Raw genomic sequence first — 21816 nt, 5'->3', positions numbered from 1 at the left:
GGGCCTTTCATACGCCAATGTTTTAACTATAGCATTTTTTATAACATCCTACCATGGGCTCTTTTGGAAGAAATGGTTTAGATTAGCCTTCTGTCAACTCACTGAATTGGTCGACGAGATCACTGAAAATCTTCATTGCATTTTCGATCGGATCAGGTTTCGTTAAATCTACGCCTGTTTTCTTAAGCAGCTCCAATGGGAAATCGGAACTCCCGCTTTTCAAGAAAGTCAAATAACTTTCAAGTGTTTTTTTGTCCCCAGAAAGGATCTTATCAGCGATCGTAATGGCTGAAACGTAACCAGTAGCATATTTATAGACATAAAACGGACGATAAAAGTGTGGGATGCGTGACCAGCCATACTTCACTTCTTCATCGAAACTTATTTCATCTCCATTATATGCACGAAATATCGATTCATAGGCTGTATTAAAAACCTCGGCATTTAGAGGTTCTTCATTTTCAGCTTTTTCATGTACAATCTTTTCGAACTCCGCAAACATCACTTGTGTGAAGAATGTTCCTTTAAAACTATCTATGAAATGGTTAAGTAAATGTTTTTTCTTTTGTACGTCTTTTGTTGTCTTAATTAAATGGCGAATCAAAAGGATTTCATTCACAGTGGAAGCAACTTCAGCGACAAAAATGGAATACCCAGCACTTATTTGCGGTTGGTATTTTGAACTATAGTATGAATGCATGCCATGTCCAGATTCATGTGCAAGTGTAAATACACTGTCTAAATCATCACGGTGATTTAATAAGATGAAAGGGTGAACACCATAAAGTCCTAAATTGTAAGCACCTGAACGTTTTCCAGGTGTTTCCCTGACGTCGATATACCTGTTATCCTTAAAGGTTTTAAGGATTGTGATATATTCTTCACCAAGTGGCTTTAGTGCCTCCACCATCAAAGAAAAACCATCATCGTAAGAAATCTCCTCTTTAGCCCCTTCGACTAATGGTACACTTAAATCATAAGCACGCAATTCTTCTACACCCAGCAATTTTTTTCTTAAATGAATGTATTTATGCATGGGTCCGATATTTTGCTTAGTAGACATAATTAAATTATCATAAACCTCTTTTGGAACTTGATCACCAAATAATGATTTTTCCAAGGCAGATGGATAATTTCTCAACTTTGAAAGATTCACATTATTTTTGATTGCCGTGGCAAGTGTGGAAGCGATTGTATTCTTCAATTGTACATATGGCTGATAATATGCGAAATAAGCCTCTTTTCTTTTATCCCGATCATCATCTTCAATCAATTTGGAATACATTCCTCGCGTCAGCTCTACTCTCTCGCCGTCTTCATTCGTAACTTCCCCAAATTTTATATCCGCATTGTTGATCATTCCGAACGTTTTTTGTGGAGCTGAAAAGGCTTCGCCTATTTGGGAAAGCACCTCTTCTTGTTCTTTCGTTAATACATGAGCTTTATAGCGGAAGGAATCCAGTAGATCCTCTTCAAAATATTTCAAACCCTCGACTTCATTTATGTACCCTTTTAATGTTTGTTCTTCCAAGCTTAGAAGAAACGGCATGAAGAATGCAGAAGCATTACTTATTTTCTGCCCTAACTTACCAGCTCGATCCAGCAATGCTTGTGATGAGGTGACCCGTGTATCCAAATCGGCTTGAAGCATGGCAAATACATATAATTTGTTATAAATGTACCCAACTTCCTCACTTAACCGTAAATACTCGAATAAATCTTGAGCTGACTGAATATGGCCATCATAAGTTTTTAATTTTTCTGTCATCTTCAGGACTTCTTGATAATCTTTTTCCCAATTAGCCTGATCTTCGTAAATATCCTTTAAATTCCAAGTTTCTTCTATCTTTATTTCGTCACGTGATTTAAACGTTTGCATACCGTCTGCACTTCCTTTCATGCTTATAGCTTACCCTTTATTATAATCGACTTTCAGAAAAATCTGCATAGAAAAACCAGTATGCTAAAAATACATACTGGTTTACCTTTTTTAAAATTAGAATTTTGCTGCAGTTTCAGCAACTTTCGCCAATCCTTCTGCAACGATATCCTGTGAGCGATCTGGGTATTGATTATGTCCCTCGATTACGACTGTTTCTGGGTTTTTAATGCCCCATAAGTTTAAATTCATCGTTACGTATTTCTCAGCCATTTCGCCAGCTTCCATTCCAGGCAATGCATAATCGGATCCGCGTGCATTAAGTAAAGCCACTTTTTTATCTCCAGCTAAACCAACTGGGCCTTCAGCTGTATATTTGAATGTAGTTCCCGCTTGGGCAAGATAAGAAATATAAGTTACCAATGGTGCCGGAACCGTTGCGTTCCATAGCGGGAAGGCAAATACTACTTTATCGGCAGCAAGGAATTGATTCAAGTATTGTTGCACGATATCAGCAATTTCCACTTCTTCTTCAGTCAATTCAAAGCCTTGGTTGCGTTTATATAAGGCAGTGATTGCAGTGTTTCCGTAGTAAGGCAAGTTCAGTTCAAATAAATCCAATTCAGTTATTTCATCGCTACTATTTGCTTCCTTATATGCGTTCAAAAACGTTTCATACATTTTGACACTGATAGCTTGATCCGCTGGGCGGTCATTTGATTTAACAAACAATACTTTAGACATTTTCGTTCCCCCAATTGTTAATTTTGTATGTTCTATAAAAATAGCATTTAATCCATATATCTCGAATTAACTGCAATTGCTACTTTCACATTATAAAACTGAAAATCCAATAAGGCAAGGATTATGTTTTTTATTTTCAAACGCAAATAAACCGTGAGCAAATTGCTCACGGTTACGTTAATTGTTTATGATGGAAGGGACACTTACCTTTTATCGGTTCTATATCATCCCCTATGAAAAATTGTTTCCATTCATTATGATTTACATCACCAAAGTGACTGATATCAGGATGCTTCGGGAGATTATCCCATTTCTCCACTCGTTCCCGGACCTTTTCACGCGACATGATTCCGCCTTTTTCCGTTCCTTCCAAGCCTTCAAAGATCATCCGGGGCTGGAAACCAAGGACGAGGCTATTTCCTAAATCGCGAGTTTTACGCTGTTTATAAGCAGGTGCATTACCAAAGACAAAGATTGGTTCCCCGGCAAAATGATAGTCCCATAAATAATGATCCGGATCTTTCGGCTTTTCAATTGGCCAAGGTTTTACATCCGCTTGATGCAGGTATTGCAGGATCTCCCAAAACCTTTTACGGTAAAATTCTATATCACCCTCTATCGATTCAGGCTCCATAAAAACGAAAAGGCCATGCCTTATATATGGTGGTTCTTGAAATAAATCAAGAAAGCTTTCCACTGCTTTTGGGAGATTGGACCAATCTTCCTGTGTGATATAAGCATAACGAAGTTCCCCTTTATTTTCAGCTTTCATACCAAAATAACAAGGAAAGGTTTTATCGGTCACTGTTTCATGGAATGTTTGATATTCCTTGATCAGCCATTGTGGCACTCGATCGGGATTTGTCATATCTTCTTTTGTTAACAAGCTTGAATTCGCAGTCAGCATCATTTTTCTCCTTAAATCGTTTTATTATATGTTACCCGCTTTAAATAAACTAAAACTTCTTCGAATTGCAAATCAGGTTTATCATTTTCATTTCATTAGGATAACCTAAGAAAAAAATAGGAGGAGTGTTGCTGAATGGCAAGGAGAAGGAAAATATTAGTATCTGAAGCGCGACAAGGCCTTGATGATTTAAAAGCCAAAATCGCTGGTACAAAGAATCCCGAAGAGGCAAAGTTTGAAGTAGCAAAAGAAATTGGCGTACCGTTGAAAAAAGACTATAACGGTGAACTGACATCCAAGCAGAATGGAAAAATAGGGGGAAAGTTAGGCGGAGGCATGGTCAAGGAACTTATAAAGATGGCACAGGAAAACTTAGGAAAAAAACATTAACCAGAGTCTATCACTGTTGTTCTTAGACATCAGATAACGAAATGAACTGTTTGAATGAAAAATTTTGGGGCTTAACACGTTACAACGCAATAAAAGCCAACCTTTACGGGCTGGCTTTTTTAGTATCAGTTAATTTTCACGGGTGAAACTCTTGAAACAACTGACATTATTAATTCCTCCGACATTGGATAATTAGCGGCAGCTGGATCGGTCATTACTGCTTTCAGAATTCTTTCCATATCCGACTGGTTAATTTCATAGGCGCTGAAGTCTGAAGCCAGACCAAGATCAGATAGGAACACACGTAGCTTTTCTACCACTTTCGCTAAGATCCTTTTTGAATCTTCATCCTGTATTTTCACACTAAAGGCTTCAGCTATCAAATGGGCCTTTTGAAGATATAAATCCGGGATTGATTCCATGACGACCGGTAATAATACGGCATTTGCCAGTCCATGCGGAATACGGAATAACGCCCCATATGCGTGGGCAAAATTATGAACCGGAATCGCATTCAATGCACTACAAAATGCAGTGATTCCCATCATGCTTCCATGCAGCATTTCCATTCTAGCCTCAATATTCGTTCCATCTTTTACGGCCCTCGGTAAATTTCTTTCAATAACTCGAATGGCCTGATATGCATATGCATCGGTTATTGATGTCGCAGCAGGTGAAATGATCGCTTCAATTGCATGTGTCAATGCATCGGCACCAGTAAACGCCGTAATGTCAGACGGCAGTCCGACTGTTAACTCGGGATCAAGAATCGCAACATCCGAACTTAAAAAAACATTGTAAATATTCATTTTGACTTTTTTATGTTCATTATATATGACTGCGATCGGGGACACTTCAGAACCGGTTCCTGCTGTTGTGGCTACGGAAATATGCGGGATATTCATGGATTGTGCTTTTGGAAAACCCTCATATAGAAAACCGCTTGGTATTGAATCATTTATATCCGTAATTCCTTTATATAATCCGTATTTCAATGCTTTTGAGGTATCGATGACGCTCCCTCCACCAATGGCAAGGATGGCATCGGCATGAACTTCGCGTGCATATTTCAATGCTTCGTTTACACATTTACTCGCCGCGTCTTGTGTTACACCCAGAAACTGTCCAACTATTTCAGCTTTGGCACCCAATTTCTGCTGCTCAAAAGTTTCGGCAACTTTTTTAACGACGCCTGCATTTTCCAAGCCAGCATCACTCACGAGCAGAATCCTTCTTGCCCCGAGACCATTGAATAGGCCCGGTATGAGTGAACGAGTGTTAGTGCCACTGTAAACCGAAGACCTTAACCAAAAATTCGAATGAGCATTTACCTTCATATCGTTTCACCTCGGATTTAATAGTCAATATTCGGAGTTTAAGCTCCTTCATACGCTGCATTCAAGTTCCTGACGGCCATCCATTAACGAATGTAAACTCACATTATGCTTGTATCTTATTTCGGCATTACAAAACCCCATATTCAATTTCATTACTTTGATAGATTTCTTCAATCCCTTTCCCTTTTGCCCTGGCTAATATCTCCATCCGCACTGATAATTGTTTCAGGGTAAAATTCAATACAGCTTGTTGGTCATTACCAAAAGGATTTCCTAACCGATCATATCCCTCCGTATTTAACGTGATGGCCAGTGGTGAAAGCTCCTCCATCCTCTTTTCAACCTGTTTAAAGATATGTGGATGTTCACTAATGATTCGCTGCAGCAGGAAAGTTCCATATGCAATATGGCGTGATTCATCCTTCTTCAATAAACCCACACCTTTTAATAAACCAGGCATCATTTTATTAGCTTCAAGAGTCTGATAGAACCCGAAATATCCAGTTTCTGCAAGAACGCCTTCGGTAAACATATTATAAACAGTGGCTGCTTCTGCCAAGGCTTCTGGTGATTGATCGGTTAAAAGTTTCTCCATCGTTTCAGGCAATATTTCATAAAAAATCGATTTATAAGTGTCTGAGTGATACACCGTCAAATCACCCGTTTCACCAATTTGATCTAATGTATAGCGAAAGAACTCCATATGCTTCGCTTCCTCGAACAGAAATGTCGTTAAGTACATTTCTTCTTCGATCCGGCCTTCTTTGGCTATCGTCATTATGAGCGGCAGCAAATCCAAAGTCACAGCTTCTTCCCCGCCCTGAAAAAGGGAAATGATCCGTAATAACACTTCCCTTTCAATGTCAGTAAATGACTTCCAATCTTCTTTATCCTGGCTGAAATCAATGTCTCGAGGATTCCATATACCGAATTTCTTTGCCTTTTGGTAAAGTTTAAATGGTAGGGTATCTTCTCTAAAACTCCTGCTTGTGGTCGTTAAACTCTTTCTTTTCATGGTAATGCCTCCTTGAAATGAACTTTAAACTTTTGAATCTCTAAGGATTTTTAAATTTGTAAGAGTTTTCTTTATATTGTAAGATATTAGTAGTATTTATCCTAGTACTGAAAATGTAGGGAGGAATTAAGTCGAATGCTTGAGGAAACTCTGATGAATCATGTAAAAAAGATTTCCCACCAAAAAGATACGGCAAATAAATCACAAATGATCGTAAAGGGCTGTGTGGATTTTTTTTCATTTCAACGAGCATCTTTATTCAGTTACTCAAGTTTAACAGGAATGGGTGAAGGAATTTGTGCATGTACAAGTGAAGATACTTTTTCATTACATAATGTTAGAGAAAATATTCATGATATATACCCGATCCACCAAGCAGTCATCCATAACAAGCCCATATACTTAACCATTCAGCATGCTAAATCCTCCATCCCTGCAAAATACGTTAAAAGATTTTCCATTTCTTCATTGGCAATCATTCCGATAATTGTGAATGACTTGGCCATCGGTATAGTGTTGGTTGACCCCATTCACGCCAACGAGCCCGTTACCAAGAATGATTTAATGAAGCTTTCCCATTATTTGAAACTGGCTGTCAGTTCAACATTCGATTCCACCCCTCCCACCTACCTTCTAAGCAAACGTGAAGTGGAGGTCCTTCAATATTTAGCCAATGGGATGGGATTAAAGCAAATGGCACCAAAAATGGGCGTTAGTGAATTTACTGTCAGAGATCATATTTCTTCTGCTATCAGGAAATTGGGAGTGAATCACCGGACCGAGGCCGTCGCAGTTGCCATAAGGCACAAAATGATTATCTGAAAGCAAAAAAAAAACCTTCAAAGAAGGTTTTTTTAAGTATCATTGAGTCACTTTTTCTTCAACTTTCGTAGTCCAGCTCAACTCGTCTGCGACTTTACCTGTTTGGACACCTGTCAGTGTATCATAAAGCTTTCTGGAAAGTTCGCCCGTTTCTCCGCTTTGAACAATCATTTCTTCACCATTCCACAAAAATTCACCAATTGGTGATATGACCGCGGCTGTTCCCGTTCCAAAGGCCTCTTCCAAGTGACCCAATTTATAGGCTACATGGACTTCCTCCATCGAGATGCGTCTTTCCGACACGGGAAGACCCCAATGTTTCAGCAATTCTATAATGGAATCACGAGTAATACCCGGAAGGATGCTTCCATTTAAAGCAGGGGTGATGATTTCACCATTAATTTTGAAGAAAACATTCATGCTTCCAACTTCTTCGATATATTTTTTCTCCACTCCGTCTAACCAAAGAACTTGAGCATAACCCATCTTTTCGGATACTTCCTGGGCTTTTAAGCTCGATGCATAATTACCGCCCGTTTTGGCTTCACCTGTACCTCCATTAACTGCACGTGTAAAAGCTGACTCCACTGCAATTTTAACTGGATGGATGCCTTCTTTATAATACGATCCCACTGGTGACATGATGATGATGAACTGATACTTATTCGATGGAGATACTCCAAGATAAGGCTCAGTAGCTATAATGAATGGCCTGATATATAATGATGTCCCTTCTGCCTGGGGAACCCAATCCTTATCAACGCTAATTAAAGTCTTTAAGGCCTTCAACGCGAAATCAACGTCGACATCCGGTATGCATAATCGGCTATTCGAACTATTTAAGCGTTGGAAATTCTTTTCCGGACGGAATAAGATAATTTCATCCTCAGGTGTTGCATATGCCTTCAATCCTTCAAAAACGGATTGACCATAGTGAAAAATCATAGCTGACGGCTCCAATGAGAGCGGTTGATAAGGAACAATTCTTGGATCATGCCACCCTTGCCCTTGTGTGTAATCCATAATAAACATATGATCGGTAAACTGCTTACCGAACTCAAGCTGGTCCGCTTGTGGTTTTTCTTTCTTTGTTGTACTAAGCGTGATTTGCATGTCATGTTCCTTCATTACCAAAACCCCTTGTTGATTAAATTTACAAGATTTCACTTCCATAAAATCTATCTTTCATTAGTTTACTCCTATAAGGAATCATAGTTCAAGCCTTTAAGACGAAATTTTCGGAATTTTTTAAAATAAATTGGTTTTTCTTTGATTTCCAGACTATGATACCTGAAAAAAGAATCAATTATTCCTGAAACCACTAAAAATATCAATTCCGAGTGGTACGCTAATATGTCTTGAATATTAGATTAATTTTATCAAACTAATCACTATAAAGCCAATGAGAATAAATCTGGTTCATCGCACCTTAAGAGTAAATTCAATCGTTTCCCTTTTTGTAACCAGGAAAATCGATAAATGAAAAGACTTCGTGAATAATGCACCAAAGCAATACCTGCAAACCTTATATGTATATTAAAAGCCTTAGAATAAATAACATTTTTAATTCGAATCCATAAAGTGTTTTTTCCCAACTCTAAACACCGAGGAAAATTTTACATGAATTTCAATTTAGCAGTTTACTACTAAATAATATTCTTATATACTTATCCCACGAGATAGATAAAATGCATGCAAAACGATATATTATAGATAAAATGCATGCAACTTTCTTATTCTTTAACGAAAAGGGGTAACAACATGACAAAAAACAGATGGTTAATCGCTTTATCCGCTATCGCCATTCACCTATCCATTGGCGGTGCATACGCATATAGCGTTTACAAAAAACCATTAGTCGAGACCATGGGGTGGTCAGAAACTGAAGTTACGTTAGCATTCACAATAATGATGGCGCTTGCAGGAACTTCTGCTGCCTTCTTTGGCAAATTCGTAGAAAAAAATGGTCCAAGGAAGTCAGCTATGGTCGCTGCCGTATTATTCGGATTAGGACAAGCCGGTTCCGGTTTAGCAGTAATGGTCGATTCACTTCCGCTTTACCTATTGACATATGGGGTGTTAAGTGGACTTGGTATGGGGATTGGGTACATTTCACCAGTATCCACTTTAGTCAAATGGTTCCCAGATCGCAGGGGATTGGCAACAGGAATGGCAGTATTAGGTTTCGGTGCCGGAGCTCTCATTACAGCCCCAGTCGCTGCAAGCCTTATGGAATCCGTTGGCATTTATACTACATATTATATTTTAGGCGCAGGCTATTTCATACTGATGTTCTTAGGGGCATCCTATATTGCACCTCCAAAAGCCAACTGGCTACCTGAAGGAATGAAGAAAGATATTGAGTCCGGTAAGAAAGAACTGAAGAAAGACCTAAGGCAATTAACTGCAAAAGAAGCGGTTAAAACTAAACACTTCTGGATGTTATGGTCCATGAAACTGATAAATACAAGTGCAGGGATCATGATGATTTCGGTAGCTTCACCTATGGCTCAAGACGTTGTCGGGCTGTCTGTAGCAGGTGCAGCAACATTAGTTGGTATTATGGGAATCTTTAATGGCGGAGGAAGACTTGGCTGGGCAGCAGCATCTGATTATATTGGACGTCCAAATGTTTTCGTCATTTTCTTCATCATTCAAATCGGAGCGTTCCTTTTACTTCCTACCACTACAAATACACTATTGTTCCAAGGACTCATCTTGCTGGTCGTGAGTTGTTACGGAGGAGGATTTTCAAATCTCCCTGCGTTTGCCGGGGATTTATTTGGAACTAAGGAAATTGGGGCCATCCACGGTTACCTTTTAACTACATGGTCTCTAGGCGGAGTTTGCGGACCTATGTTAGTTACCGCAATCAGGGAAAGTACGAACAGTTATATCCCGGTATTCTATGTTTTCGCAGTATTAATTGCGATAGCATTCGCCATTTCCATCTGGTTGCGTCTGGACATCAAAAAAATGCAAAGAGAACAGAAACAAGGCGCAACGAACACATTAAGTAAAATATCCTAATTTAATAACCTTTATAAAAAGGCATGATCAAGTAAACTTCCATAACCGGAATTTACCTTGGTGATGCCTTTTTTGTTTTGGCCTAACCGGCGGCTGCTCTTAAAAAACTTTCGGATATCTTCCGGATCGATATCTTTTTGGGAACTTTTTACGATTTATCATCCCAGCAGGATTTCTAGCTGGTGCAGTTTTGCGCATTGCTTAAACTTAACCGCAGTAGTCTAGGAAATGCATTTATTGGGCTTATCGACTTATGAACGTGAGGACAGGTAAAAATCAAAGTGACCAAATATTTTTAAAAGTTGACTTTCTTATTTCAGTGAAATTCTTGTTTTTGTTTGCTTGCCGCTATATTAACAGACTGTATTCCCATTTAATTCTGGTCAGCCATATCGAAAAAAGTTGAATGATCATTTTACACCAAACAATTAGAACAAGTTATTTAGTTTAACATTAAGCTAAATCAGGGAATCAAGTAAGAGATGGAATTAGGGGGGATTGTCTTGTGGATCAATAAACCGTTTTTCAAATATGCTTGCGCGATAATTTTGATCATTTTGATTATTTTTTTACTGGGTAAGATTGATTATGTTCTGCTGCCGCTGCAAAAAATCATTGCTGCCATGTTTTTTCCTATTATTGCGGCTGGGCTTTTATACTATATATTACGGCCGGTCGTTAACTTGTTAACTGAATTTATCCCGAGGTCAGCTAGCATCTTTACCGTGTTTTTGATTATATTTAGTATGATTGGGATGGTAGGTTACTTTGGCAGTCCTGTAATCGTTGACCAATTTCAAAAGTTATCTGAAAACCTCCCCAGCAAAGTCAAGGAATTCTCTAAAGAATCTGAAGTCATGATTGAAAAAAATGATTTTGGCATGGTAAATATGGAAGAGTTGAAAGAAAAAGCGGTCACACATTTGAAAGATTATTCGGAAAAACTCATCGTGAATGTCAATACCATTTTATCCACGGTCACTAGTGTATTAACAGTATTGGTCATTACACCATTCATCTTATTCTATTTCTTGAAGGATGGAGATAAATTACGACCATTTCTATTAAAATACATACCGAACGATGTAGAATCAGAGGGGAACACAATTTTAAAAGACGTCGATAAAGCCCTCTCAACTTATATTATCGGTCAATTCATCATATCAATTGTCATAGGGACTTTGATGTATGTTGGCTACCTTATTATCGGTCTCGATTATGCACTCGTATTAGCCTTATTCGCCATGATTTTTACCGTTGTACCATTCCTTGGTCCATTAATAAGCATCATCCCCGCCCTTTTCATTGCCTTGCAGCAAGACATTGGGCTGGCAGTGAAAGTACTCATTGTCCTTACTGTCGTTCAACAGGTCGAAGGGCACTTGGTTACACCGAATATAATGGGTAAACGGCTTAACATTCACCCGCTTACCATTATCCTATTGCTGCTTGCTGCTGGATCAATATACGGATTCATTGGCATTTTAATCGCTATCCCTACCTATTCCGTAGTAAAAACGATTATAGGGAATTTCAGGAAGTTTTACAGGTTACGGAATAGGGTTACATAAACAGGAAAAGTTGTATACACACTTAATTAAAAGAACGATTAAAAATAAAAACAAAAAGCACTCGTTTCAGACTGTAGACCAACTCTTAAGTAAGAGAATTGAACTGCCCCGTAAATGTTAGACACCAAACTAACATTTACGGGGTGTTTTTTCTTTCAAAAAAAGTTCCATTCCATTTCATAAATCACTAAAAACCATTATGGAAAACCTAGTCTTACTATCATGGTCCGGAATAGTCCATTCCCCCCCTTTTTTTGTAGACAAACTAAAAACGTTGATAGTTACATCAACGTTTTTTTAATAATTTTTTAACACAGCGTTTAAAAAAGGCTGTGAAGCTTTTCTTTTTGATGACTTGCTGGGCATGAATTTGCTTCTCTATATAAATTTCTTCTTTGTTTATGGCGTTACTTTCCGCTAACACCAGACCCAAATCGGAGTTATGATCTTTGTTTAGGACGATTTTGTAAGGAATATCATGACTCATTGCCAATTTAATATATTTTCCTAGATATTGATAGTCCATCTGCCCATTTAAAAACAACTTTGAATGGGGATACTGCTTCATCATTTGCTCTATCTCCGGGTATACATTCGTTTCAAAGACTTGGCTTCTTTTTAGGACGATGACTACGCGTTCCCGTAATGTGCCCAGAAACTCCCTTCGTTCACCAGCCTTGATTTCTTTTGGACCATGGATGCCTTGTTCTAGATAGTCCTCCACCTTTAGGCGTGACAAATCTTACCCACCTCCGCTTTCACTTCAATAATGTATGTAATATGGCCAAAAATAGTGCCCATCATTCTTTTGATATGCATAAAAGTGAAATTGGATCTAAGTTTGACTTTTCCCATAGTTAATTAGTCTACCCTTTTTTAAAAAAATTGTCACTTTAGCCTCACTTCATGCATAGGATAGTATATGTGTAAATGTAGGTTGCTTAAATGAGGGACGGGGAAAAACATGAAAAAATTAATTGTATTTATTTTGATTTTCGCCTTTAGTTTTTTGGGGTTCAGTAATACTTCAGGTGCGGCAGCAAGACAACTGATTATCATCAATAAAGCCAATAATCAGCTTGCCTATTACGAAAATGATAAATTGGTGAGGGTATTCATCGTGGCGACAGGTAAGAAAGCCTCCTACACTCCTGAAGGAAAGTTTAAAGTAGTGACAAAGATTGTGAATCGACCCTATTATAAAGGCAACATTAGAGGCGGAGACCCAAAAAACCCTCTAGGTAAAAGATGGCTGGGGATCAATGCAAGGAATACACCAGGAAATACGTACGCAATACACGGCAATAATGATTCTACAACCATCGGGAAATATATAAGTGCCGGTTGTATTCGTATGTATAACAATGATGTACAATGGCTTTACGATAGGGTGAGAATGAATACTGTAGTATTGATTGCCAGTTCGAATAAATCATTTGCCAACATAGCTGCCACGAATGGATTTAAAGTGAGCGGATCTGTGAGCCTTCCGGTAAATACAAACGCTACCCTGAAGAAAGGAAGCAGTGGCCCCCAAGTTATCGAACTGCAAAAAAGATTAACTAAACTTGGATACAGCACTAAAGGAGTAGATGGGTCATTTGGAAAAAACACCGAAACAGCCGTAAAGAAATTCCAAAAGTCCAAAAAACTTACTTCTGATGGAATCGTCGGACCAAAAACAAAAAAAGCACTAGGACTTAAATAATTTTCTCACTGATATCCACTGATTAGAGGATATCTTTTTTATATTTTAACTGTACACCCTATACATTATTCCCCATATCGTCTTTAATTTTCCACCAACAGATATTGACTTTATGTTATAATTTATACATCAACAGCTAATCATAATCGCACTGTCATTACATACAAGGAGGTAATACAAATGTACGATGAAATTCTAGTGAATTCCATTAAAGCAATTTTTGTTATCGGCACCATTTCGATGTTTGTGATTTTAGGATTCGTAAAAGGACGCAGGTTTTAACTTTATCCAATCGTTAAAATATCTCCACCTGCCTGGTTTCTTGTATTATTTTCGTACAGGTAATCAGGCTATGTTCTCTTTAAAAAAAGCATATCCTCTATGGGCATGCTTTTCTTTACCAATTCCAATTATCCGTATTATCTAAAAGTTGATCGATGTCAAATGTATCTAGATGGAATGGAACTGACTCTTCTGCTATCGCTTCAGTGGCTAACAATAATTGGTCGATATCAATAATGGCCAAAACAGTCCTCTCCCTTTTTTAATGGTCTTTACCCTCATTTTTAATACTTTAAACAATTCGTTCAAAAGAAATTTTATTAGAGGGTATCCTTAAAATTTTACATTTGACATTTATTTAAGATGCAGTGAATCTTGTTCAGATCCTTCCGGAGAAAGCGTATGTATCAATTTAACCAGCTTATAAAAGGTCCCGCTGCAGATTGTTACCTCGGGCAGATTATGAAATATTGATTTTTTATTAATATGATAATTGTCTTTCTCAGGCGAATATACAATTATTTTCTTATTTAAAGATAAAGCATAGCCAAGCTCATATAGATTACCTTTTCCTGCGGTTAGGAAGATTAGCATGAAATCGGCTTCCTCTATCCCCTTTTTTTCATATTCTCCAATGTCGTCCGTTATTTGGTTTTTCTCATCATTCGTAATTAAATTCATGTCATTCACACAAGTAAATCCTTTTGAAGTCAATTTCTTGATCAATGATTTTACTTGCTTCAAATTTTTTTCGTCTGATGCTATATAATATTTCACACACACACCTCCAAAATATATAACTATTGATACTTTTTACCTATGTTACCTATACTATACATATTCGTTATAAAGAACGCAATATCCTTTCCCCAAAAATAAAAAATAATTAAATGGCGAATTTTTTAGTGAAACTAAAAACCATCATTCCTTTTACAGGTAATGATGGTTTTTTTATATTTTATGAAGTGGCACTATTATCACTATCGACTTCAGCTTACTAAAAAAATAATATGTATGTACTGGTCTGACATTCCGGGTTACAAATTCAAGTAATCCAAAATAAAAACCTTGTCCTTTAACCGGCAAGGTTTTTTTATTTTTCATATGTGATATTTTCTATTTCAATTCTGAAGGGTGCAGCCTCACATATATTAATTCCCCGATCCAGATTCACCTTTTCCATTTCGCTTGCATCCGGGATTGTTTTTTTATCGTGTATAAAATGTTCGACCATGGATTCCAACAGTTCTTGAGCACAAGCTAAGGCATCTACCCGATTCCTACCGCTAACGGAAGAAATAATTCCTTCTCGCCTAAAATCCGGGAAACAAACTTGAACGGAAAAAGAGTCGATAATCAACGGGTGCTTTTCATAATAGAATACGGCTGGGTACTCAAAGATTTGAATGGTCAAAATATCATCCCTTCATACAATATTTAGATATTTATAATAATTATAACATGAATTTCCATTTTATATAGGTTTAAATTACTTTTCTTTGTTTGTCAAGTTAATACTTACATTCAATAGGTTGATATGTCCGTATTGACTACGAAATAAAAAAACACCATGAAAATCAAAATCATGAGAACATTCAAGATTATTCCTATAATGCTGCACACTTTTCCAGCTGTCACTAAACCATTTCCAGATTCACCAGTAAGGTTCATTTCTTGTTTACTCTTCGATGCAAATATTAACCCTAAAATACCTAATATGATGCCGATGATTGGAATAAACAGGGATAATACCCCCATGATCAATGATACAATCGCTTTGCTATTGCTTCTTTTAATTTCCGACATATATTCCACCTTCTTTCTTCCTTTATATATACGGTTATTAAAAGCAAAAGATTCATTTTTTGTGTACTCATTCATCATGTAATATTCGAGTTGATTCCAGAGGTCCGCTCCCTTTCCGACGGCTATCTGCCAAGCCGCGTCAAAGTAAACGTCTCCGGGGTCTCGGCTAGCCAGTATTTCGGCAGGAGTGTCGTATATCTCTTCAATCCATTAAGGATTACAGTATAGAACCATGAAGGATAACTTAGTTTCAACTTGTTTGGGATGAGTCCAGCCTACGGTTGCTTCTTAAAATATTATTCCAGTCGATTTCAGAACTCCGCTCCTTTTCCGCTGACTGTCTGCCAAGCCTCCTCGGCACAAGCGCCTGTGGGGTCTCGGCTAGCCAGTTATTCGGCAGGAGTGCCGCAAATTTCTTCCATCCATTAAGGATTACAGTTATAAAATCATGAAAGATAACCTAGTCTTAAACTCGTTTAGAATGAGTCCAGCCTACGGTTGCTTCTTAAAATATTATTCCAGTCGATTTCAGAACTCCGCTCCTTTTCCGCTGACTGTATGGATCATGGAGTATAAACAAGTTTTAAAACAAGGTTGAGGGTGAGACACTTCCGAATCTCCTAGACAAATAGAAAACGACTCATTTCTGAGTCGTTTTTTTAGGTTCGTTTCAATTCAAGTCTCTGGGCTACCAAAGAAAGGCTATAGTTAACTATGAAATACATGAGAGCCACCAGGATCAAAATCGGTATTAAATACTTTTGACTTTGTCCATATATGATTTGACCATGATGCGTCAGCTCCGGTAAAGAGATGACAACAGCTAAAGAGGTGTCCTTTAATAAAGAAATGAATTGGCTGACAATAGGAGGAACCATGCGGCGCAGCGCTTGGGGCAGAATAATATGTATCAATGCCTGTGTATAGCTCAAACCTGATGAACGGGCAGCTTCCATTTGGCCTTTATCAATGGATTTTAGCCCACTTCGAATGACTTCAGAAAGCATGGCTGACTCGAAAATTGTCAAGGCAACTATGGCTGCTGGAATGATTTCCAGTTTAATCCGTATCTCCGGCAAAGCAAAATACGTAAAAAATATGATTAATAACAGAGGCAAATTACGTACAGTTTCTACAATCAAAGCTAATATTTGTGATAACACCGGCACTTTTGCGTATCGGATTATACCTACAAGACCGCCAATAATGAAACTTAGAATAATGGATATAAAAGCTACCTGGAGCGTTACCCAAAATCCTTCTAATAAAAACTTAAGATTATCTGGTGTATAGGCACCTGCAAAATCCATATCTTATACCTCCCTCAATTACTCTTAGCCAGACGTTTTTCCAAATAACCAACGCCAAAACTTAAAGGAATGGTAAGAATTAAGTAAAACGCTGCCACGAAAATGTACACATCAAACACGACAAATGTCCTTGAAGAAATCAAGTCCCCGTGGTACATAAGATCGAGTCCTGCAACAACGGCCAAAATGGAAGAATTCTTTACTAGATTGATAAATTGGTTTCCTAAAGGAGGAATGACTATTTTAACGGCCTGCGGCAGAATGACGAGCCTCATTGCCTGTCCATAAGTCAGACCTGATGAACGGGCAGCTTCCATTTGACCCTTTGGCACAGAAAGTATGCCTGCTCGAATTGCCTCAGCTATGAAAGATGAAGTGTAAATGGTCAAGGCTAATGTACCTGCGTATAGCCCGCTTAGTTTAAGACCGAGAAAGAAGAAAAAGGTAATGATCAATAACGGGATGTTCCGAATGAACTCAACATAGGCGGTACCCAGCCAGTTTAGTGGCTTTAATGGTGCAATCCGCATGATGGCAATTAGCACCCCAAGAATCAAACTCGCTATCAACGCGACCAAACTCGACATGATCGTATTTTTAAAGCCTAATAAATACATATCCAGATTCTCTGTTAAAATGGAGAAATCAAGCACGGCATACACTCCTTTAACTAGTAAGGATGAGCAAAACGCTCATCCTCACAGACAAATGTTATTTAAGGTCAGCTTCCCATATCCATTTGCTAAAATGTTTAATGTTTAATCCATTTATCATGGATTTCATCGTACTTGCCTGAATCTTTAAGAGACTTAAGGGCTTTATTCAACTCTTCAACAAATTCAGCATTTCCTTTTTTCACGGCAATACCATAAGGTTCTTCCGTAAATGTACCGCCAACAAGCTCATAACTCGGATCTTCATCTGCCATTCCATAAAGGATGGAATCATCCGTTGTCAATGCATCCCCTTGTCCGGATTTAAGTGCAGCGAACGCTTCGGAATAGTTTTCAAATTCAAGCACTTGTGCTTCAGGAGCTTTTTCACGGATATTTATGGAAGAAGTAGAGCCTTTGACAGCCAATACCTTTTTCCCTTTTAAACTATCAATACCCTTGATATCGCTGCCCTTTTTAACTAACAAAGATTGTCCTGCGTCGAAATAAACATCTGTGAAGTCTACTTCTTTTTTACGATCTTCCGTGATTGTCATGGTCGCTACAATCGCATCGATATCACCATTATTCAATAAGGCCATCCTGGTTTTAGAAGTCACTTCTTTAAATTCAACTTTAGTCTCATCACCAAGGATTTCTGCTGCAAGAGCTTTGGCAATATCAATATCAAAGCCTTCAACCTCTCCAGTACTAGGATTCTTCAAACCGAATAGTCTTGTATCATTTTTCACCCCAAAAACGATCTTATCCTTTTCCTTCACTTGTGCGAGAACATCTTTTTCTTTGTCTTTGCCTCCACCCTCTTCAGCTTTGTCTGAATCGTTCCCCCCGCCGCATCCAGCTAATAAAATGACAGCCAGTAATGATAGCAAAGATAATTTTAACCATTTCTTTTTCTTCAACATGTAATTCACCCCTGTTTTTTATTTAATGATTTAATATACGGCTAAGGAATAAACGAGCCCTCTCTTCACGAGGATTGGCGTAAAACTCAGCCGGTGTTGCCTCTTCTAAAACACTGCCTTCGTCCATGAATACGATTCGATCCGCCACTTCACGGGCAAATCCCATTTCGTGCGTGACCACTACCATCGTCATTCCTTCATGGGCAAGTGCTTTCATTACATCCAGTACCTCGCCAATCATTTCCGGATCCAAGGCTGAGGTAGGTTCATCAAAAAGCATGATTTCCGGTCCCATTGCCAAACCTCTGGCAATAGCTACCCGTTGCTGCTGTCCACCTGAAAGCTGGGAAGGAAATGAATTTGCTTTATCTCCAATCCCCACTTTGTCCAAATACTTCAGTGCAATCTTTTTCGCTTCCTCTTCGGATTGTCCCAGGACTTTCCTTGGAGCAAGCATGATATTCTCAAGCACGGTTTTATGGGGATACAAGTGAAAATGCTGGAAAACCATACCGATATTCCGACGGAGTTTGTTTATGTCCGTCTTTTTATCCGCTACATTTAACCCATTTATTGAAAGGGATCCTTGCGAAATGGTCTCTAGACGATTAATGCATCGGAGCAGTGTACTTTTTCCTGATCCGGAAGGTCCGATGACCACTACCACTTCCCCTTTTTTGATTGTTAGGTCAATTTCTTTCAATACATGGAAATCGCCATAATACTTGTTCACTCGGTCAAAAACTATCATAATTAGCCCCCTGTCTAAAACTGAAAATTTATAATAATCAGAATTCTAAAAGCGTAATATATCACTCTCTTAACTCGAAACAAATCTTATGTATAATCCTTTCTGCAAAAATTATTTCCCAATATTTCATAATTCATTGTGAAAAGTCCATTTTTATTGTTATTTTAAACTAGTAATTCAAATAATATATTCAATATTCACATTTTTATTATATATAATATTTCTTAAAATTACCATATAAACTTTAAATTGTTAAAATGATATTATATTTCATGATATTATTGCTATATTTCATAAAACTGATAAATTTAAACTGATATCCCATAAAAAAATTCCCTCTTTTTGTAAAAATACATTTATTTCCCGAAGGCTTAATAAGCTCTTAAAAATACAAAAAGACAGCTATCGCTGTCTTTTTCATCATTCCTTTATCGCGTCTTTAAATGGGGCTGAATATAAACCCCTTGGCGCCAGCATATCCGTATCCGATTCACGGGTTTTCCCATTGTGGGTATATGGACCTGCTGAAAAAAAATCAAACAAATCACTTTCCTTATGTATGATCAAGAAATAATCGTATAAATCATCCATAAGTTCCTGATGTTCATCTATTTTCACGATTTCGCCATATTCATCAATTTCAAAGTTTTCATTTATCGCATCCTGAAGTTCCTCATTATTTGAATACGCGATATAAAAATCGACATCACCGCACTCCATGCATAGTAAGAGTTTTTCTTCCAGTGATTCTTCATAGGTTTTCAGAACGATTCCCTTTAAAATGGCATCAATCTTTCCAGTATTAGTCAGTTTAATTTTAGTCTGGAACATAAAACCCCTCCAATCAAATACAGGCATTAAAAAAATAAACGCCAGTTTAACAAGCTTGCCCTTTAATTTTAAATGAAAATGTTTGGACACCTAAATCCAAGTCCACAAGTCGTTCACTAACCGCGAGGTCAAAGGTAATCCATCCGGATCCCTCTTTTAATTACCAGGATGCTTCCGCTTCTTGTATATAATAAGTTTGCCCACATAATTAGAATCATAATCTCCTATAATACAAAGAAAAATATGATTGGAAGCGTAATAAGGCTTAATGATGTACTTATGAACGTAGCACTTGATACGAATTCAGGCTCCGTGTTGAATTGGAGCGCATACATCGTAGTGTTGGCCGCCGTTGGCATTGCAGCTACGATGATCATGATATGCCTGACCATATCACCCACTGGCAGGGCAAGAGATAGCAGGAAGGCAATGGCAGGTGACACGGCAAGTTTAAGTAGCAGCGAAACTGATAGCTTCCGATAGGCTATTTTTTTCAGGGAAATGTTGGCCAGCTGCATTCCCAGTGTAATCATTATTGTGGGGATCGCTGCATTTGCAACAAGGTTAATAGCTTCCATGACCGAATTGCTTAAAGGTACGTTACCGAACTGAAATATTATACCGGCAATGGCTCCATAAACAATTGGCATTCGACATACCGCTTTAATCGCTGTTTGAACTCCGTTACCTTCCGGGCTGCCCTTTGCTGCGAAATAAATGCCGATCGTGCACATCACTAACTGCTGTCCCACCATAAGGATGATTGCATAATCGAGTCCTGCGGCTCCGAATAACAGGAAAATGACGGGTGTTCCGTAATTTCCGTTATTCATGAATGCAGATGCCAATATCATGCCGCTTGTCTCAGTGACTGTATAATTGCGAAAATAAGATATGATGTAGACTACCAGTATGAGAGAAAGGCAAAGTACTATCGTGAATAAGAACAGGTAAAAATAATTAATCGTAAATTCTGCGGAATAAAAAGTCCGGAACACGAGAAAAGGTGACATTAAATATAATGCCATCGTGGAAATCGATTTTGTATCAAGATTAAACTTTTTCTGACCGATGAACCCTAAAACAAAAATACCGAATATCGGTAAAAGAACTCCCAAAAACCCCATGCACTTCACCTTCATAATCTCAATGATTTTCTTCTAACAATATCAGTTTTATTACTATTTGTAAAAATTCTTTTAAACCAATTTGTTTGCAGTTCATATATTTTAATACGAACTGAATTTTCCTTATTTTCAGAAAATAATATTCCATTTCCCCAGACATATGGTATATTGTTTATTATATTTACGTTAATAAACGTAACATTAACACTTTTGGGTTATTAATATATGAAGGGGTGTTTTTTAGTGGATGTAAAATTCATGGAAATGGCCGTTCGACTTGCAAATGAAAATGTATTGGCGAAGAACGGAGGTCCTTTTGGTGCTATTATCGTAAAAGATGGCAAAGTCGTAGGCAGAGGATGTAATAATGTGACAACGGCCAACGATCCTACAGCGCACGCCGAAGTACAGGCGATTCGTGATGCATGCAGGAATCTCGACAGCTTCCAGCTTACAGATTGTGAAGTTTACACTAGCTGCGAGCCATGCCCCATGTGCATCGGTGCTATTTATTGGGCACGTCCAAAAGCCATTTATTACGCATGCACTAAAGAAGACGCTGCAGTTATTGGCTTTGATGATCACTTTATCTACCAAGAACTTGCCTTGCCAATGGAAAACCGTACAATTAAAATGAAACAATTGTCTTTTAATGACCACGATTTACCATTCCGAACATGGGAAACCAATACGGAAAAAGTGAAATATTAACCGGTTATATATGGCC

The 21816-nt window shown here is 38.0% G+C and carries 23 protein-coding genes; 6 read left to right on the top strand and 17 right to left on the bottom strand.

From position 1 onward, the window contains the following. Positions 1-82: 82 nt before the first annotated feature. The 3 genes from pepF to AC1DIV_RS07045 all read right to left on the bottom strand — a co-directional run bounded on the left by pepF (position 83) and on the right by AC1DIV_RS07045 (position 3530). Complete coding sequence (pepF, locus tag AC1DIV_RS07055; protein WP_318292125.1) at positions 83-1879, bottom strand: oligoendopeptidase F; 1797 nt, start codon at positions 1877-1879, stop codon at positions 83-85. 117 nt (positions 1880-1996) lie between these two features. Further along, positions 1997-2623: an FMN-dependent NADH-azoreductase gene (locus AC1DIV_RS07050; RefSeq protein WP_063593657.1), complete on the bottom strand. Its 627-nt coding sequence runs from the start codon at positions 2621-2623 to the stop codon at positions 1997-1999. Positions 2624-2795: 172 nt separating this feature from the next. Beyond that, on the bottom strand, positions 2796-3530 hold the full coding sequence (locus AC1DIV_RS07045) for a YqcI/YcgG family protein (RefSeq protein WP_063593658.1): 735 nt from the start codon (positions 3528-3530) through the stop codon (positions 2796-2798). A gap of 135 nt (positions 3531-3665) precedes the next feature. Between AC1DIV_RS07045 and AC1DIV_RS07040 the strand changes: the two genes are divergently transcribed. Further along, positions 3666-3920, top strand: a complete 255-nt coding sequence (locus tag AC1DIV_RS07040) for an alpha/beta-type small acid-soluble spore protein (protein WP_054395714.1) — start codon at positions 3666-3668, stop codon at positions 3918-3920. 125 nt (positions 3921-4045) lie between these two features. On the opposite strand, the gene AC1DIV_RS07035 is transcribed toward AC1DIV_RS07040, so the two are convergent. Together AC1DIV_RS07035 and AC1DIV_RS07030 are read right to left on the bottom strand one after the other, a co-directional pair. After that, positions 4046-5257 (bottom strand): iron-containing alcohol dehydrogenase, encoded by a 1212-nt coding sequence (locus AC1DIV_RS07035; protein ID WP_477576065.1) that lies wholly within the window; start codon positions 5255-5257, stop codon positions 4046-4048. A gap of 127 nt (positions 5258-5384) precedes the next feature. Beyond that, complete coding sequence (locus AC1DIV_RS07030; protein WP_340876549.1) at positions 5385-6272, bottom strand: R2-like ligand-binding oxidase; 888 nt, start codon at positions 6270-6272, stop codon at positions 5385-5387. Between the two features lie 135 nt (positions 6273-6407). Here AC1DIV_RS07030 and AC1DIV_RS07025 point away from each other — a divergent pair, with 135 nt between their 5' ends. Continuing rightward, positions 6408-7094 (top strand): helix-turn-helix transcriptional regulator, encoded by a 687-nt coding sequence (locus AC1DIV_RS07025; protein WP_323597061.1) that lies wholly within the window; start codon positions 6408-6410, stop codon positions 7092-7094. A gap of 39 nt (positions 7095-7133) precedes the next feature. Here the strand turns inward: AC1DIV_RS07025 and AC1DIV_RS07020 are convergent, their stop codons facing one another. After that, a complete protein-coding gene (locus AC1DIV_RS07020; RefSeq protein ID WP_477576063.1) occupies positions 7134-8222 on the bottom strand; it encodes a branched-chain amino acid aminotransferase in 1089 nt (362 codons plus the stop codon). Positions 8223-8855: 633 nt separating this feature from the next. Here AC1DIV_RS07020 and AC1DIV_RS07015 point away from each other — a divergent pair. Together AC1DIV_RS07015 and AC1DIV_RS07010 are read left to right on the top strand one after the other, a co-directional pair. Then, the gene (locus AC1DIV_RS07015) at positions 8856-10124 is read left to right on the top strand and encodes an L-lactate MFS transporter (RefSeq protein WP_095392175.1); all 1269 of its coding nucleotides are present in this window, start codon (positions 8856-8858) and stop codon (positions 10122-10124) included. A gap of 503 nt (positions 10125-10627) precedes the next feature. Then, complete coding sequence (locus tag AC1DIV_RS07010) at positions 10628-11695, top strand: AI-2E family transporter (RefSeq protein ID WP_063593662.1); 1068 nt, start codon at positions 10628-10630, stop codon at positions 11693-11695. Positions 11696-11981: 286 nt separating this feature from the next. On the opposite strand, the gene AC1DIV_RS07005 is transcribed toward AC1DIV_RS07010, so the two are convergent. Then, positions 11982-12434, bottom strand: a complete 453-nt coding sequence (locus AC1DIV_RS07005; RefSeq protein ID WP_340876552.1) for a YueI family protein — start codon at positions 12432-12434, stop codon at positions 11982-11984. A gap of 225 nt (positions 12435-12659) precedes the next feature. On the opposite strand from AC1DIV_RS07005, the gene AC1DIV_RS07000 reads away from it, so the two are divergent. After that, complete coding sequence (locus tag AC1DIV_RS07000) at positions 12660-13403, top strand: L,D-transpeptidase family protein (RefSeq protein ID WP_063593663.1); 744 nt, start codon at positions 12660-12662, stop codon at positions 13401-13403. A gap of 397 nt (positions 13404-13800) precedes the next feature. On the opposite strand, the gene AC1DIV_RS06995 is transcribed toward AC1DIV_RS07000, so the two are convergent. From AC1DIV_RS06995 to AC1DIV_RS06950, 10 genes are all read right to left on the bottom strand, one after another. Beyond that, positions 13801-13929: a hypothetical protein gene (locus AC1DIV_RS06995; RefSeq protein WP_255256757.1), complete on the bottom strand. Its 129-nt coding sequence runs from the start codon at positions 13927-13929 to the stop codon at positions 13801-13803. Positions 13930-14039: 110 nt separating this feature from the next. Next, positions 14040-14483: a nucleoside 2-deoxyribosyltransferase gene (locus AC1DIV_RS06990; RefSeq protein ID WP_260088850.1), complete on the bottom strand. Its 444-nt coding sequence runs from the start codon at positions 14481-14483 to the stop codon at positions 14040-14042. A gap of 295 nt (positions 14484-14778) precedes the next feature. After that, positions 14779-15099: a type II toxin-antitoxin system HicB family antitoxin gene (locus AC1DIV_RS06985; RefSeq protein WP_048686335.1), complete on the bottom strand. Its 321-nt coding sequence runs from the start codon at positions 15097-15099 to the stop codon at positions 14779-14781. A 110-nt stretch (positions 15100-15209) separates the two neighbouring features. Next, positions 15210-15491 carry a DUF4190 domain-containing protein gene (locus AC1DIV_RS06980; protein ID WP_063577730.1) on the bottom strand — a complete coding sequence of 94 codons (282 nt, stop codon included), beginning with the start codon at positions 15489-15491 and terminating at the stop codon, positions 15210-15212. 659 nt (positions 15492-16150) lie between these two features. After that, positions 16151-16801, bottom strand: a complete 651-nt coding sequence (locus AC1DIV_RS06975; protein WP_034307000.1) for an amino acid ABC transporter permease — start codon at positions 16799-16801, stop codon at positions 16151-16153. Between the two features lie 14 nt (positions 16802-16815). Beyond that, positions 16816-17454 carry an amino acid ABC transporter permease gene (locus AC1DIV_RS06970; protein ID WP_048687123.1) on the bottom strand — a complete coding sequence of 213 codons (639 nt, stop codon included), beginning with the start codon at positions 17452-17454 and terminating at the stop codon, positions 16816-16818. 98 nt (positions 17455-17552) lie between these two features. After that, complete coding sequence (locus AC1DIV_RS06965; RefSeq protein ID WP_048687121.1) at positions 17553-18380, bottom strand: transporter substrate-binding domain-containing protein; 828 nt, start codon at positions 18378-18380, stop codon at positions 17553-17555. Positions 18381-18402: 22 nt separating this feature from the next. Further along, a complete protein-coding gene (locus AC1DIV_RS06960) occupies positions 18403-19131 on the bottom strand; it encodes an amino acid ABC transporter ATP-binding protein (RefSeq protein ID WP_340876553.1) in 729 nt (242 codons plus the stop codon). A gap of 420 nt (positions 19132-19551) precedes the next feature. Continuing rightward, a complete protein-coding gene (locus tag AC1DIV_RS06955) occupies positions 19552-19962 on the bottom strand; it encodes a hypothetical protein (protein ID WP_340876554.1) in 411 nt (136 codons plus the stop codon). A 224-nt stretch (positions 19963-20186) separates the two neighbouring features. Beyond that, complete coding sequence (locus AC1DIV_RS06950; RefSeq protein ID WP_323597084.1) at positions 20187-21089, bottom strand: AEC family transporter; 903 nt, start codon at positions 21087-21089, stop codon at positions 20187-20189. Between the two features lie 225 nt (positions 21090-21314). Here AC1DIV_RS06950 and AC1DIV_RS06945 point away from each other — a divergent pair, with 225 nt between their 5' ends. Then, positions 21315-21800, top strand: a complete 486-nt coding sequence (locus tag AC1DIV_RS06945; protein ID WP_340876555.1) for a nucleoside deaminase — start codon at positions 21315-21317, stop codon at positions 21798-21800. Positions 21801-21816: the final 16 nt, after the last annotated feature.

It is taken from the genome of Peribacillus sp. 05N428 (assembly GCF_056397085.1).
Note: the sequence above shows the minus strand (reverse complement) of the source record. Positions and strands in the feature narration are given on the sequence as shown.

Excerpts from the sequence above, each read along its gene's own strand:
- pepF (WP_318292125.1), bottom strand. The coding sequence starts at position 1,879 with ATGCAAACGTTTAAATCACGTGACGAAATAAAGATAGAAGAAACTTGG.
- AC1DIV_RS07050 (WP_063593657.1), bottom strand. The coding sequence starts at position 2,623 with ATGTCTAAAGTATTGTTTGTTAAATCAAATGACCGCCCAGCGGATCAA.
- AC1DIV_RS07045 (WP_063593658.1), bottom strand. The coding sequence starts at position 3,530 with ATGCTGACTGCGAATTCAAGCTTGTTAACAAAAGAAGATATGACAAAT.
- AC1DIV_RS07040 (WP_054395714.1), top strand. The coding sequence starts at position 3,666 with ATGGCAAGGAGAAGGAAAATATTAGTATCTGAAGCGCGACAAGGCCTT.
- AC1DIV_RS07035 (WP_477576065.1), bottom strand. The coding sequence starts at position 5,257 with ATGAAGGTAAATGCTCATTCGAATTTTTGGTTAAGGTCTTCGGTTTAC.
- AC1DIV_RS07030 (WP_340876549.1), bottom strand. The coding sequence starts at position 6,272 with ATGAAAAGAAAGAGTTTAACGACCACAAGCAGGAGTTTTAGAGAAGAT.
- AC1DIV_RS07025 (WP_323597061.1), top strand. The coding sequence starts at position 6,408 with ATGCTTGAGGAAACTCTGATGAATCATGTAAAAAAGATTTCCCACCAA.
- AC1DIV_RS07020 (WP_477576063.1), bottom strand. The coding sequence starts at position 8,222 with ATGAAGGAACATGACATGCAAATCACGCTTAGTACAACAAAGAAAGAA.
- AC1DIV_RS07015 (WP_095392175.1), top strand. The coding sequence starts at position 8,856 with ATGACAAAAAACAGATGGTTAATCGCTTTATCCGCTATCGCCATTCAC.
- AC1DIV_RS07000 (WP_063593663.1), top strand. The coding sequence starts at position 12,660 with ATGAAAAAATTAATTGTATTTATTTTGATTTTCGCCTTTAGTTTTTTG.
- AC1DIV_RS06980 (WP_063577730.1), bottom strand. The coding sequence starts at position 15,491 with ATGTCGGAAATTAAAAGAAGCAATAGCAAAGCGATTGTATCATTGATC.
- AC1DIV_RS06975 (WP_034307000.1), bottom strand. The coding sequence starts at position 16,801 with ATGGATTTTGCAGGTGCCTATACACCAGATAATCTTAAGTTTTTATTA.
- AC1DIV_RS06965 (WP_048687121.1), bottom strand. The coding sequence starts at position 18,380 with ATGTTGAAGAAAAAGAAATGGTTAAAATTATCTTTGCTATCATTACTG.
- AC1DIV_RS06960 (WP_340876553.1), bottom strand. The coding sequence starts at position 19,131 with ATGATAGTTTTTGACCGAGTGAACAAGTATTATGGCGATTTCCATGTA.
- AC1DIV_RS06955 (WP_340876554.1), bottom strand. The coding sequence starts at position 19,962 with ATGTTCCAGACTAAAATTAAACTGACTAATACTGGAAAGATTGATGCC.
- AC1DIV_RS06950 (WP_323597084.1), bottom strand. The coding sequence starts at position 21,089 with ATGGGGTTTTTGGGAGTTCTTTTACCGATATTCGGTATTTTTGTTTTA.
- AC1DIV_RS06945 (WP_340876555.1), top strand. The coding sequence starts at position 21,315 with ATGAAGGGGTGTTTTTTAGTGGATGTAAAATTCATGGAAATGGCCGTT.